Origin of the sequence: Streptomyces sp. NBC_00019 (genome assembly GCF_045041015.1) — a bacterium.
Taxonomy (GTDB): Bacteria; Actinomycetota; Actinomycetes; order Streptomycetales; family Streptomycetaceae; genus Streptomyces.
Genome location: NZ_CP108302.1, coordinates 3641824 through 3655066 on the forward strand (window position 1 = coordinate 3641824; position 13243 = coordinate 3655066).

9 protein-coding genes, 3 tRNA genes and 1 pseudogene are annotated in these 13243 nt (G+C 67.4%); 6 read left to right on the forward strand and 7 right to left on the reverse strand.

Annotated features, from left to right (window positions below):
* The first annotated feature begins 881 nt into the window (after positions 1-881).
* The 3 genes from OHU89_RS17340 to OHU89_RS17350 all read left to right on the forward strand — a co-directional run bounded on the left by OHU89_RS17340 (position 882) and on the right by OHU89_RS17350 (position 5840).
* On the forward strand, positions 882-1208 hold the full coding sequence (locus tag OHU89_RS17340) for a CU044_2847 family protein (protein WP_266564994.1): 327 nt from the start codon (positions 882-884) through the stop codon (positions 1206-1208).
* Entirely contained in the window at positions 1205-5284 is a 4080-nt protein-coding gene (locus tag OHU89_RS17345) for an AAA family ATPase (RefSeq protein ID WP_405643969.1), read from the forward strand. Before OHU89_RS17340 ends, OHU89_RS17345 begins: the two co-directional genes overlap by 4 nt.
* Positions 5285-5411: 127 nt before the next feature.
* Positions 5412-5840 carry a hypothetical protein gene (locus tag OHU89_RS17350; RefSeq protein WP_405643971.1) on the forward strand — a complete coding sequence of 143 codons (429 nt, stop codon included), beginning with the start codon at positions 5412-5414 and terminating at the stop codon, positions 5838-5840.
* Here OHU89_RS17350 and OHU89_RS17355 read toward each other — a convergent pair.
* From OHU89_RS17355 to OHU89_RS17365, 3 genes are all read right to left on the reverse strand, one after another.
* A complete protein-coding gene (locus OHU89_RS17355; RefSeq protein ID WP_405643973.1) occupies positions 5816-6223 on the reverse strand; it encodes a PIN domain nuclease in 408 nt (135 codons plus the stop codon). The two genes, OHU89_RS17350 and OHU89_RS17355, sit on opposite strands and share 25 nt — an antisense overlap.
* Complete coding sequence (locus OHU89_RS17360) at positions 6220-6453, reverse strand: type II toxin-antitoxin system VapB family antitoxin (protein ID WP_053672219.1); 234 nt, start codon at positions 6451-6453, stop codon at positions 6220-6222. Before OHU89_RS17360 ends, OHU89_RS17355 begins: the two co-directional genes overlap by 4 nt.
* A gap of 625 nt (positions 6454-7078) precedes the next feature.
* Complete coding sequence (locus OHU89_RS17365; protein WP_405643974.1) at positions 7079-8398, reverse strand: hypothetical protein; 1320 nt, start codon at positions 8396-8398, stop codon at positions 7079-7081.
* A 146-nt stretch (positions 8399-8544) separates the two neighbouring features.
* On the opposite strand from OHU89_RS17365, the pseudogene OHU89_RS17370 reads away from it, so the two are divergent.
* A pseudogene (locus OHU89_RS17370) lies at positions 8545-8862 on the forward strand (transposase); the annotation flags it as partial.
* 424 nt (positions 8863-9286) lie between these two features.
* Here OHU89_RS17370 and OHU89_RS17375 read toward each other — a convergent pair.
* The 4 genes from OHU89_RS17375 to OHU89_RS17390 all read right to left on the reverse strand — a co-directional run bounded on the left by OHU89_RS17375 (position 9287) and on the right by OHU89_RS17390 (position 11122).
* Positions 9287-9625: a carboxymuconolactone decarboxylase family protein gene (locus OHU89_RS17375; protein ID WP_405643976.1), complete on the reverse strand. Its 339-nt coding sequence runs from the start codon at positions 9623-9625 to the stop codon at positions 9287-9289.
* 1091 nt (positions 9626-10716) lie between these two features.
* Positions 10717-10790, reverse strand: a tRNA-Ile gene (locus OHU89_RS17380).
* A 180-nt stretch (positions 10791-10970) separates the two neighbouring features.
* Positions 10971-11043, reverse strand: a tRNA-Asn gene (locus OHU89_RS17385).
* A 6-nt stretch (positions 11044-11049) separates the two neighbouring features.
* Positions 11050-11122: transfer RNA gene (locus OHU89_RS17390), tRNA-Asn, on the reverse strand.
* 134 nt (positions 11123-11256) lie between these two features.
* Here OHU89_RS17390 and OHU89_RS17395 point away from each other — a divergent pair.
* Complete coding sequence (locus tag OHU89_RS17395; RefSeq protein ID WP_266892735.1) at positions 11257-11562, forward strand: YtxH domain-containing protein; 306 nt, start codon at positions 11257-11259, stop codon at positions 11560-11562.
* A 117-nt stretch (positions 11563-11679) separates the two neighbouring features.
* Positions 11680-13119 carry an FGGY-family carbohydrate kinase gene (locus tag OHU89_RS17400; protein WP_266892733.1) on the forward strand — a complete coding sequence of 480 codons (1440 nt, stop codon included), beginning with the start codon at positions 11680-11682 and terminating at the stop codon, positions 13117-13119.
* Positions 13120-13243 lie beyond the last annotated feature (124 nt).

Here is a 13243-nt window from a genome sequence, read left to right on the forward strand (position 1 = left end):
GGTGGGACTCGAACCCACGGCCGACGGATTATGAATCCTTTGAGGATCTTGGCGACCCTTGTCGATCAATGCCAATCTTGGCCGTTTTCCCAGGTCAGGCGAGTTTCGGTACCTCACTCCTCCTCGGCCCTTGTCTGTCTTTTCCGATCCTTGTGTCCAACCTGCGTCCCGAACGCGTCTCGGAAGGACAAGCCAAACCGGGCGCGAGACGATCACCCCAGCTCGGGTGTGGGCCTCAAACCGCCGACAGCGGATTCACCTTCCGGCGTAGGTGGGCCCCGCCCCGTCCTTTGCCGGGATGACAGTCGATCTCGCGGCTAGGAACGACTGTCATCCCAAGGCGACTGCCATCCTGCGCCACTGTTCCAAGCTGTATTGCGCTGTCTGAGTGTCAGAGTGATCGGGCCAAGGATCCGTACCTCATCCTTGAGCAGCTCTCCGAGAGCCTTCACTGCGGCGGTCGGATTTCCTACCAGTCCTTGCATCACCGCGAGATCGTGGCGAGTGGTCAGGAGATCGGGATGGTCCGGTCCCAGGACTCATCCGTCCTGTTCGCTCGTGCCCCCTGTGCAGTCGGTCCCCTCTGAGCCGTTTCCAGAACGGGCCGTCTCCCCTGCGCTCAGCTCGGGCCGCGGCAGCACGCCTGTGATCCAGACGTTGCGCAGCACTCACGCACAGCGCCACAAAGGCAACGACATCCCCCTGGCAGCCGACCTGAGAAGCTGCCGAAAGCGGACATGTACGAACGTGGAGGGCAGTTGGAGTACGCCTGATCGGGGGCTCAGGCTCGACGGCGGGCCGACCCCCTCCCCCGATTCGCCCAGTGGTCGGCCCGAAGGGCACAATGCCAGTCAACCGAGCGGCAGACAGGGGGAGTTAGCGTGTCAACACGGCAGGTCTCTTACGCACTTGACGACGAGACCGTGGTGCGATTCGAGATCGAGGAGACGGACACCTTCCGACCGGTGGGGGCGGAGGAAGTGGTAGGCAGGGTCCGCGAAGCCGTGCGGCCAGCCGTGGAGGCCGCACGCGCTGTCCTGGACCAAGTGCGGGAGGTGCGCCCCGCCGAGGTGGAGGTCAAGTTCGGTGTGAAGGCGACCGGGACTGCGCAGTGGTTGGTGGCCAAGGCCGCCACCGAGGCGAACTTCGAGATCACCCTGGTCTGGCGACCGGGCGAGACTTCGAACGCGGCCCCCGACAGCCCGTGAACGCGTCCTCGGTCACCGGTCCGCGCCCGGGCAACGACCCTTGGGTCGCGGCGGTGCACGCCGACGAGTACGACAACCTTCCCTTGGGATCCGGGTTCCTCATCGACAGCCGGCGCGTGATGACCTGTGCCCATGTCGCCTGTCCCTCGTGGGACAAGGGAGCCGCTCTGTGGGTGGCCTTTCCCAAGTCCGACCAACTCATGGACCGGCGGCTACGGGTGAGTGAGGTGATCGCCCCGAACCCGAAAAGTAAGCGACACACACAGGACGTCGCGATCCTGGTGCTCGCAGACAGCGTTACCGGCGAGTCGGCGGCACCTTTGCGTCGTCCCACCGCAGGAGACCTCGTGGGCGAGCCCTGGTGGTCCTTCGGTTTCCCCGACGACGTCTTCGGCAGTTCCTCCGACGGAGAGGTAGGAGAGAAGCTGGCTCACGGCTGGATCCGGCTGGACACCGCCTCGCGGTATTTGGTGCGCCCCGGCTACAGCGGCGCCGCCCTGTGGTCGCCGACCTATCAGGCAGTGGTCGGGATGGTGGGCCAGGCGAACAGCCGTGGCGACGCCCTTGCGCTGACGCTGTTCCAGGCGGACAAGTGCCTTCCTGACGAAAAGTTGTCCGCCCTGGCGGAGTGGTCGGCTCAAGACGCAGGTGAAGGCGCACTCGCCGCCTGGGGCTGGACCCTGGAGGACGACCCCGAGGCCGGGCGACACTGGAAGCCGCGGGCGCGCGGCGTCAGCACGGACGCGGAGCGGGGTTTCCGGTTTCGCGGTCGCACCGCGGCCCTGACCAAGATCGTCGAGTGGATCACCGTCGATGAGGCGCCCAGGCATGTACTGGTGGTCACAGGATCCCCCGGGGTGGGAAAGTCGGCCGTGCTCGGGCGGGTCGTGACGTCCGCCGACACCGCCATCGCTGCGACTCTGCCCCAGGCGGACGACGCCGTACGCGCCCCTCTGGGTTCGGTGTCCTGCGCCGTCCATGCCAAGGGCAAGATCGCGCTCGAAGTCGCCCGTGAGATTGCCCGCGCCGCATCTGCGGCGATTCCGCAAGCTGTGGGCGATCTCGCTCCCAGCCTGCGTGCGGCGCTCACCGATGCCTCAGGGGCACCCTTCACCATCGTCATCGACGCGCTCGACGAGGCCACCAGCGCCAAGCAGGCTCGGATTATCGCCCGCCAGATCGCCGTTCCCCTCGCCGAAACATGCGCGGACCTGCACGTACGCGTCATCGTCGGCAGCAGGCGCCGAGATGATGAGGGAGACCTGCTCTCCGCCTTCGGTGATGCCGCACGCGTGATCAACCTGGACAACCCCGCCTACTTCGAGGAAGCCGATCTCGCGGCGTACGCGCAGGCAACACTGCAACTGCTCGGTGATGAGAGACCGGGCAACCCCTACGCCGACGACCGTGTGGCCCGCCCCGTCGCTGCCCGTATCGCCCGGTTGGCCGATGGCAACTTCCTGGTGGCGGGACTGACCTCACGTACCCGCGGATTACGTGACACGGTCGCGGCGGCCCCGGCGGACATCTCGTTCAACCCCACGGTGGCCGCGGCGCTGCACGAATACCTGGCACGGCTGCCCTCGATCGACGGCATTGCCGCGGAAACGGTGCTCACTGCGCTCGCCTACGCCGAAGCCCCGGGCCTACCGCTCTCCCTCTGGAGCGTCGCCATCACGGCGCTGCACGGCACCTGCCCGACAGAGAACCATCTGCGCGCGTTCGCGCGTTCCGCGGCGGCCAACTTCCTGATCGAGACTGGTGTCAACGACCAGAACGCCGGGGTCTTCCGTCTCTTCCACCAGGCGCTCGACGACGCGCTCAAGCAGTCCCGCGTCGAAAACGGAGCCGCGGAGGACGACGAGCGGGCTCTCGCTCGCGCCTTCATCGCCCACGGAGAGACCCGCAACTGGGAGAACGCACCTGCCTACCTCCTGCGTTCGCTGCCGCGGCACGCACTGCATGGCCGGGTCGTGGACGACCTGCTCGCCGACATGACATACCCCCTCCACGCCGACCTGCGCCGGCTGATCCCCGTGGTGGGGCCAGCACAGACACCCGAGGGGCAAGGAACTGCGCTAATTCTGCGTCAGACGCCCCTGGCCATCGATGCCGGACCTGCGGAGCGTGCGGCGCTGTTCAGTGTCACTGAAGCCCAGGAGGGGCTCGGCCGCACCTATCAGGAGCACGCGGCCGACAGTCTCTATCGGGCCGCGTGGGCGCTGGTCACTCCGCAGGCAGAGGAAGCGGTCCTCGAGGGGCACACGGAAGAGGTCCGTGCCGTGGGCGGCCTCGTCGTCAAGGGACGTTCCGTGCTCGCCAGCGCAGCCGAGGACGGCACTCTGCGTCTGTGGGATCCGGTTCTGGCCCGGGTGACACGAGTCCTGCAGCCTCAATTCGGCGGGATCAGGGCGCTGTGGAACTGCACAATCGGCAATCGCCCGCACCTGGCCCTCGGCACCGGAGACGTGGTGCGCTTATGGGATCCGGCGGCAGAGACCGGTGCCGGGCAACTTCTTGCTCTAACGGGACATGGCAGCACCGTGTACGACCTCTGCCAACTTCAGGCCGGGGACAGTACTTATCTGGCCACCGCCAGTGCAGACAAGACCGTACGTCTCTGGGATCCCACGACTGGAGACTGTGTACGGGTGATCACGGGGCACACCGACTGGGTAAACGCCGTGTGCAGCATCCCGTCGCCCCACGGTGACCTACTCGCCTCGGCTGGCGTCGATGCAACTGTGCACCTCTGGAACCCGCTCTCCAGTGAGACACCGCTGCGCGTGCTGACCGGGCACAAAGATGCGATCAACGCTGTGTGCGCGATCGAGGTCGGCGGTCACGTACTGCTGGCCACTGGCAGCTCGGATGCGACCGTACGGCTATGGGACCCCGTGACAGGAGAATCTGTGCGGGCTCTCAGTCGCCGTGCGGAGCCGGTGCTCAGGCTGTGCCCGCTGGTGGTAGAAGGGGAGTCACTGCTCGCCTACACGACAGGCGATGCCATACAACTGTGGGATGCCGCTTCTGACGACTCCGTCGTCACCCTGCGTGGGCACAGCGACGATGTCGGGGCACTGTGCACGCTCCCCGTTCACGAACGTACGTTCCTCGCGAGCGGTGGCCTCGACCACACGGTGCGCCTCTGGGACCCGGCAAGGGCGCAGGTCGAGGAAGCTCATGCCGTTCACGCGGTGTGCGCGGTGTCCGTGGACGGACGCACGGTCCTGGTGACTGGCGGCGATGACGGAGTGCAGGTGCGAGACGTTGTCACAGGCCAAGCCGAACGGTCTCTGGAGAGCCCGAGCGACTGCGTGCGCGCCCTGTGTCCACTGGTCGTCGACGGCCGCACCCTCGTGGCCGCTGCCGACGATGACCATTCCGTCGTTCTGTGGGACCTGGGATCAGCGGGTGTGTTCGGAGAGTACCGGGGACACACGGCTGCTGTTCACGGCATCTGCTCTCTGACGGTAGCCGGACGCACTCTCCTCGCCAGTGCTGGCGCCGACTGCACCGTGCGCGTGTGGGATCCCGAAACGACGGAGACCGTCCACACCCTGCGGCATCCCTACGGCGTGTACGGGGTGTGCGCCGTCGATGTCGTCGGAGTTCAACTTCTGGCTTCTGCCAGCGGTGGGCCTGACGGCCAGGTTCAGCTGTGGGATCCCACAACTGGCGAACGTGTCGGACACCAATGGCGCGCCTCGACGGCGGTTATCGCCATGTGCTCCTTGCGCATCGGCAAACAATCGGTCATCGCCGCCGCGACAATTGACGGCGAGACTTGGCTCTGGGATGCCGCCACTGGGCAATGTGTCCACGACCCCGAGGAGCCCGGCCTGCGCCATACCAGCGCGATCAACGCCCTTTGCGCCGTCGAACACGCTGGTCGCACGCTCCTGGTCACTGCGAGCAGCGACAGGACGGTGTGCCTGTGGGACCCTGCCACCGCGACGCGGGTCATGGAGGCCCCCGTCCGCCACGTGGCCCTGGGGGTGGCCTGGTTCGAGGGACTACTTGTCGTAGGCCTCGACCGAGGGCTGCAGGCCCTCACCTTCAAACTGCCGTCCTGACCTCGGAGGCTCCCGATCACTGAGTCCTCTGGAAACCAGTAGGTCGCAGCCCGGAGGGCCAAGGACAGGACACGTGCCAAGGACTGGTCGAGGAGGGCTTCCTGGACCGGGCCGAAGAGGTGGCGAGGTGGCGGGTCCTCGCCACCTGCTCCTCGCCGGACAGAGCTGGCAGGTGAAGTACATCGACTGGTCCCAGCGGCGGTGCTTCGTCGAACCGGTCGACGGCGGCGGGAAGGCGCGCTGGGGAGGAGCAGGTTCCGGCCGGACCACCTCGTACGAACTGACTCGCACGGCACGGGAAGTGCTCCTCGGCGCCGACCCACCGGTCGCGCTCACCCAGGCACGCGAGAGCAGCTCGGAACTGGTCCACTCCGACGGGACGGTGGCCGTAAGGGGCGGGCGCGACACCATCGTGCGCTGGTGGACCTGGGCTGGCTACCGGGCCAACGCCACCCTGGCCGCCACGCTCACCACGATCGCCGATCCCCTCCAGAGGCCAACAGACCGACAGCGTGAACCGGCTCTAGAAGATCAGGCTCGTACGTCCCTCTGTTGAACTTCCTTGAGCACTCCGGCCACCGTCGCGAAGTCGTTGTCCACGTGGAGGACGGTGTGCCCGTGGTGTGCAGCTGTCGCACACACCAACAGATCGATCGCTCCAGCCGCGCGATGCTGGCCCCGCTGAGTCAGTTTGTACTGGGCGGTGTCGCCCCAACGCCAGGCGTTCTTCGGAACCGGAGAGAGCAAGCAGAGCGCGTCCAGTTCCTCTGCGAGCTCATCCCGATGGGACGGGCTGGTTGCCGAGTAGAGAAATTCGGCACGTGTCGGCTCGCAGACGTGGAACACCCCGGCGGCAATGTGTCCCTCCCAGGGACGCAACGCACCTGGGGTGCGAAACAGGTGCCACAGAGCCGAGGTGTCCACCAGATACGTGATCACTCGAAGGCCTCGCGTCGCGCACGCTTCTCCGCGTCATGCGCCGCCGCGGCCTGCTCGAACTCACCACGCGCACCCCGCGCGGCCAACTTCTCCGCAGCCTCAAGCCGCTTGATCCGCGCCACGTAGTCCCGAAGGGCCGCGTTGACGGTCTCCTTCTTCGTCGTGACACCCATCAGCCGCATGGCCTCGGCCAGCGCCTCGTCGTCGAGATCAATCTGCGTGACGGACATCGGACACCTCCAACATCCACGATGTATGCACCCAGGATACATCACCAACATTGGGCACGGCCATAGACCACAAACAGACCACCCGGGGGCAGCGCGCCGAATGTCGGGGCCTTCCCGTGGGCCTATTCCCGCTACGAGACGAGCCGGCGGGGCCTGCTCGACGCCGACACGAACTATCCCGTAAGCGCCATACCCGACTTGACCGGAATCGGCGCCCAGAATCCGCCCAGATGATCATGAAGTCATGATCACGACGGGGCCACCAGGACCCTCACACCCTCGCCCCGACCGGGGAAGTGCCTGGTCAGATCGCTTCTCCTCGCGTAGCGAAGAGTGGGGCGGGTGGGACTCGAACCCACGGCCGACGGATTATGAGTCCTTTGAGGATCTTGGCGGTCCTTGCCGATCAATGCTCGTTCATGGCGTATTAGCAGGTCAGGCAGGGCGGGCCGTGTCGGTGCTTCTCGGCCCTTGTCAGTCTGTTCCTGTCCTTGCGGCCCCAAAGCGGCCTCAACGGGCCCCGTCTGACCGGCTCATCGACGCTGGATGGCCATTGCACCAGCTCGGGAACGAGGCTCGAACTCGGTCGCAGCGGATTACCCTTCCGGACGACCTCCCGATCCATCTAGGACTTGCCGGGCTTCAGATCGCCGATCACCCCGATCCGGATGCCCAGCCACGGATAGGTGTGGTTGTAGAACACGTTGTCCTGCGGCTGTAGCCCGACAGCGGAGGGCCACATCTGGAAGGCCGGTGCGTTGGAGATTCCGCCGTGGAGCCGCCGCCACACCCGCAGGGAGCTCCGTCCGGAGGGGGGCGCCGTGATCGTGTCGGTCCACTCGACCGCGTTGCCACCCTGGTCGAGAGTGCCCCACGGCGAGGTGGTCCTCGCCCCGCCGACCGTGCTGAGGCTGCCCTGGTAGACCTCGGCATAGGTGCTGGGGTCGAGTCCCAATGGGTTGACGGTGGAGCAGGCCTCGGGCTGCAGCTGTCCCGGACACCAGCTCGGTGCCGGCTTTCCGCTCGCGTGGTACGAGGCCAGTGGCTGGGTCGCCGCGTTGGTGACATCGCCGGTGGCCGGGTTGAGGACGGTGGGGTTGGGGGCGGTCGCGTCTCCGTCGCCGAAGACTCCCGGATTGGTCGGGTACTTCCAGTAGGAGTAGGTGCCGCCGCCGCGCGGGTCGTAGTAAGCCGCCTTGATCCATTCGTCCTGGCTCGGCAGGACGAAGCCCGAGCGGTGGGCTCGGGTCGTATTCGGCCGGGCCAAGTCGTACATACCGCGCTCGGTCCGCGCCGATAGTCTGACCTGATAAGTGACATAGCTGAAGCGGCCGTTGCTGCCGGACCGCTTGGAGATCAGTCGGCCGTTGTAGAGCGAGTTGACGAAGCGTGCCGCCCTCAGGAAGTTTGCGAAGCCGTACGGCTTGTCCGCCCACTCCGGAAAGGCCACCGAGTAGTGGCTGCCCCTGTTGGCGCTGCGGGAGAAGTTGATCTGGCCGTACCTCGGCCATGCCGACGAGCTCTCGGTCTCGTCATAGAGACCGAGGCGGTTGCGTCCCTCGGGATCGGCCGTATTCAGGAACGCCACCCACTGTTTCACGGTGACTTCGAGCTGCCCGATCTCGTAGCGATGGCGCACGCCGCCGACTGTCAGACACTTGCTCGGGGAGGGAGCTTCGGCGCACGAGTGGTACAGGGCGTCCTTGAACGGGAGAATGCCCACCGAAGGATTACCGGGCGCGCCGACCTTGGCGGTCCTGAGTGTGATGACCGCGCCCCCGGGGGAGGGGCTGTCCCCAGAGGGACGCGGCTCGGCAGCAGCAGCACCGGAGCCGGCCGTCACGAAGGCGGCGATCAACGCCGACAGCCCGCACGCCGCTACGACGGCCCTGCTGAGGCGAGTACGGCGGGAAACGAAGTGCATGAGCATTCTCTTTTCAGCCATGGCAGCCCTCTCCGCGGCAGCGGCCAGCGCGGATCGGACCGACGATCACTCAACGGTTGACGCCACGCTAACCCCATTCACTACTCTCCGCTTTCGATACGTCACGGAAACCGCATGACCAGCCGTGGGAGGCCTGGAATTTCGGTGCCAAAGCCCAACGCCGGGAGATCGCGCTGCGGACCCGGGACGACTACGACACACTCCACCAGGCCAGGGCGCTGCAGAAGACCGACGAGTGGAAGGCCCGCTACAAGATCCGCGCCGGCGTCGAAGGCACCGTCTCCCAAGGCGTCCTCGCCCATGGCCTGCGCAGATCCCGCTACCGGGGCCTGACGAAGGCCAGCCTCCAGCACCAGCTCACCGGAGCCGCGATCAATCTCGCCCGCATCGACGCCCACCTCGCCGAACGTCCCCAGGCTCGGACCCGCACCAGCCACCTGGCAGCACTTCGCCCCGCCGGGTAACACCCGGCGGGGCGAAGTAAGCACCCGCATTCGCCAACAGCATCCGACATTCGGGGCGGAGCCTCTGCGGCCGTTGTCGCAGGCCAGGACATCGAGGAACAGAAGATCGCAGCCGGGCGGCGGCGCATCACCGACGGGCTGCGAAAGAACGGCCGCCCGTCCTCGTACCTGCGTGAGAAAGCCAGCCAGGTCAGATCCGCACCGAACCAGGCCCTCGCCACCGATGAACGGCGCCACCACGCCACGGAGGCCCTCCCGAGTCGCGGCAAGGTCAGGCCGCGACGGAGAGTTCGTTGCCGTCGTAAGACTGGACTATCTGAGCGGTGGCACGGGATGGTGCCATGCCCTGCTCAGCTGTCGGCCGCGCCGATCATCGATGCCGGGCGCGGCTGGTGGCTCCAGACCTCGGGCGACGTCTCTACACTCAGCCCTTGCCCTGGCTCTTGGCCTCTGCCTGTGCGTCAGCGACGGCGATCGCGACGCCGAGTGCTTTGGCGATGTTGCCGCCTGCCGTCATGACGCGGGCTGTGCCCACGATGGGGGCGATGGCGACCAGGACATCCTGCACCTGGTCGACGGTCAGGCCTGCCTGAAGGGCGGGGTCGATGTGCGCGACGTAGGAGATCGGCGGAGCGTCCGAAGCGGCGAGGGCCGCGATGCGGGTGAGCATGAACATGTCCGGGGCCAGCCCGCACCGCTCAACCGAGTCGACCGTCATCGCGGCGAGGGTGTCCAGTACCGGGGTTTCAGATGCAGTGGCCATGGCAGTGTCTCCTGATGGTGTCGTGACGAAGATCAGCAGGCGGAAGCAAGCAAGGGCTCCGCAAGCGTGTACCGCTCGACCGTAAGTCCGTTTCCTGCCGATTGCCTGTCGAGGGGCTCATCCGAGGAGGGAGGCAGATGCGGCAACGGGACGGAACCCGCGGGCCGGCGAGGGCGGCCGGCCTCGGCCGCAAGGAGCATCCGGCCTGACGCGCCGGCGTCAGCGCGACCCCAATGCGTGACGGAGGAAGGGCTTCGGCTCCCGCCCCTTCCATCCGGCTGTAACGGGCAGGTACGAGCGAGGGGGAGAAGGGCCGGCCCGCCAGGTTCCGATCATGGCTGAGCCGTTGCCGGGGACGCTGATACAGAGGCGAGGAGCGTCCGCGCGGGCAGCCAGCTACTGTGGAGGCCGTCTCATTCAGACTCTTCGCCGTCGTTCAGGACAGACCCAAGCCGATCCTCGCCGACAGAGCGGACCGGACATGAATGCGGGTGAACGGCGGTGGACGACGCCCAGCAGGCCACCGACAGACTTGGAACGCCGGTCAGCCGCAGCGGCGACCGAGCCGGAACACACTCAGCTACCGGCGGTCCGTAACCCGAGGAGCTGGACGAGACCCGCCTTCGACCGCCGCGACGTCCTGACCGCATGAACCACGGTGAGCTGCCCCACCGCCACCCACCACACGAGAGGACCGAGTGGCCGCTCGGGGCCGTTTCCTCTTGGGGCAGTTCCTGGCCCCACCGGCCGCCACCACGACGCGGCCTCTCGCGTGCCGCGAACCCGGACGACCGCCACATCGAATGCGTCGACCCACCTGCAACGGCCGGAGCGCAGACCCATCGACAGCCCTGTCCTCGTTACCTCCGACCTCAGGATGGCCTCAATACACGGCCCTGTCGCAGTCGAACCGGCCAGAACACGTCTCACCAGCCACGCGCCCGCGCACATCCATGCAGGTCAGAAGGCCATCAGCCGACGCAGACCACCTCGGCGTCAAACTGGCGAGCAGCGGATTCAGTCCGTTCAGGCAAAGTTGACGCCCCGACACCCAAAAAAGAACGTTTCCGCAGGTCAGAACCCTGCGCAGGTGGGGCGGGTGGGACTCGAACCCACGGCCGACGGATTATGAGTCCGCTGCTCTAACCGGCTGAGCTACCGCCCCATAGCGGCGTGTCGCGTACATGTGTGCGCGCCGTCTGCCGCAGCATAGCCGCTCATACGATCTCCTGCTTCGTATGGTCGACTTCGCATGCCCTGAAGGACTCCGCTGTGACCTGCACGGTTCCCGGGGCAAGGGTGATCACATGAAAAAGGACCCCTTCGGGGGTCCATTTTCAACGCGCTCTCCCGACTGGACTCGAACCAGTAACCTGCCGGTTAACAGCCGGCTGCTCTGCCAATTGAGCTACGGAAGATCGAAGCTCCCCCGACTGGACTCGAACCAGTAACCTGCCGGTTAACAGCCGGCTGCTCTGCCAATTGAGCTACGGAGGAATGCCTCGTTGCATCGAACGTACCTCCCTGGGTATTCGCCAGGGGGCGGGCGTTCGCTGCGACACATACATTAGCGCAAGCAGGGGGGTGCTCCGCCAATCGGTACTCCTCCACGACGGAAGGGTGGCTCCGCCATGCGCTACAAGCTCACGTTCGTCGCCGGGCTGGCACTGGGATACGTGCTGGGCACCCGGGCCGGACGGGAACGCTACGAACAGCTGAAGAAGTCGGCACGTCAGGTGTCCCAGAACCCCGCGGTCCGCAACACCGCCGAGTCGGCCGCCCAGCAGGGCCGCCAGTTCGCGGGCAAGGCGTACCACGTGGTGAGCGAGAAGGTGGGTGAGCGGGTTCCGGAGTCGGTGACCCAGAGGGTGCGCTCCCTGCGGGACAGGAACACGAACGGTGCAACAGGGGACGACTGGGGCACCAGCAACACATAGACGGGCGATGCCGGAAGCAGATCTGGGGGCGCGGGAAACGGCGCGAAGGACCGCGACGCACCCGCGCCCGACAGCGCCCGCGCACCCCCGCGGCGCGTGGCCCATAGAATTTCCGCCATGGGGATAGTCGCCGGGCTGGACAGTTCGCCCGATTTCACTCGCATCGTCGTCTGCGACGCGGACACCGGTGCCGTGCTCAAACAGGGGTATGCCCCGCATCCGGTGGAAGGCCGCCCCTCCGACGTCGACCCCCAGGCCTGGCTCCTCTCCCTCGGCGAGGCGGCCGGCGGCGGTCTCCTCGAGGGCGTGCAGGCCATCGGCGTGTCGTCCCAGCAGAACGCCGTCGTGCCGCTGGACTCCCAGGGCAACACCGTGCGCCCCGCACTCGTCGGCGGCGACAAGCGCGCCCAGGTCGCGGCGGCCGATCTGGTCGACGCACTCGGCGGGCGCGAGGCGTGGGCACAGGCGGTGGGGTGCGTACCCCAGGCCGCCCAGCCCGTCACCAAGCTCCGCTGGCTGGTCAAGAACGAGCCCGACGCGGCCGCCCGTACCGCCGTCCTCCTCCAGGCCCACGACTGGCTGGTGTGGCAGCTCCTCGGCAGGCCGGTCCGCCGGACCACCGACCGCGGTGGCGCCTCCGGCACCGGCTACTGGTCCGCCGCCACCGGCGGCTACCGCACCGACCTCGTCGAGCTGGCGCTCGGTCACCAGGCCATGCTGCCCGAGGTGATCGGCCCTTCCGACGCGGCCGGTACGACGCCGGAGGGGCTGCTGATCTCCGCCGGCACCGGCGAGACCATGGCCGCCGCCTTCGGGCTGGGGATCGGGCTCGGCGACGCCGTCGTCTCGCTCGGGGCCTCCGGCTCCGTCATGGCCGTGCACCCCGAGGCGCTCGTCGACAACACCGGGATGATCACGTCGCTGGCCGACGCCACCGGCATGCACCTGCCGGTCGTCACCACGCTGAACGCCGTACGCACCCTGCGCGGCACCTCCGAGCTGCTCGGGCTGCCCGACCTGGAGAGCCTGTCCGAGCTGGCGATGAAGTCGACGCCGGGCTCCCACGGCCTCGTGCTGCTGCCGTATCTGGAAGGCGAGCGGACGCCGAACCTGCCGCACACCGCCGGGACGCTCGCCGGGCTGCGGCGGGAGTCGATGAAGGCGGAGCATCTCGCGCGGGCCGCGTTCGAGGGCATGCTGTGCGGGCTCGCCGACGCGCTCGACGTGCTGCGCGGACGCGGTGTGGAGGTACGGCGGGTCTTTCTGCTGGGGGCGGCGGCCGAGCTGGCGGCCGTGCAGACGGCGGCGCCGTCGATCTTCGGGGCGCAGGTCGTCGTACCGCAGCCCGCGGACTACGCGGCGCGCGGTGCCGCCCGGCAGGCCGCCTGGGCGCTCGGTGTGTCGCAGGGCACGCTCGACCCGCGGAACCCGCCGGCCTGGCAGGGGGCGACCGCGCAGATCCTGGAGCCCGGCGAGGACCTGGCGGTGGGACAGGCGGTGCGGCAGCAGTTCGTGTCGGTGCGAGAGCAGACGCATCCGGGGGCGTTCCGGTCGTAACGGAAGGTAAGAGACCGGTAGGAAATCAGCGCTTCTGTACCCGGAAGGCCGTACGAAGCACTGCTGTCGGCTTAATCGGTTGAGGTAACGCGGGGGGAGTGTCCGACGATAGGGGCCAGGGGCA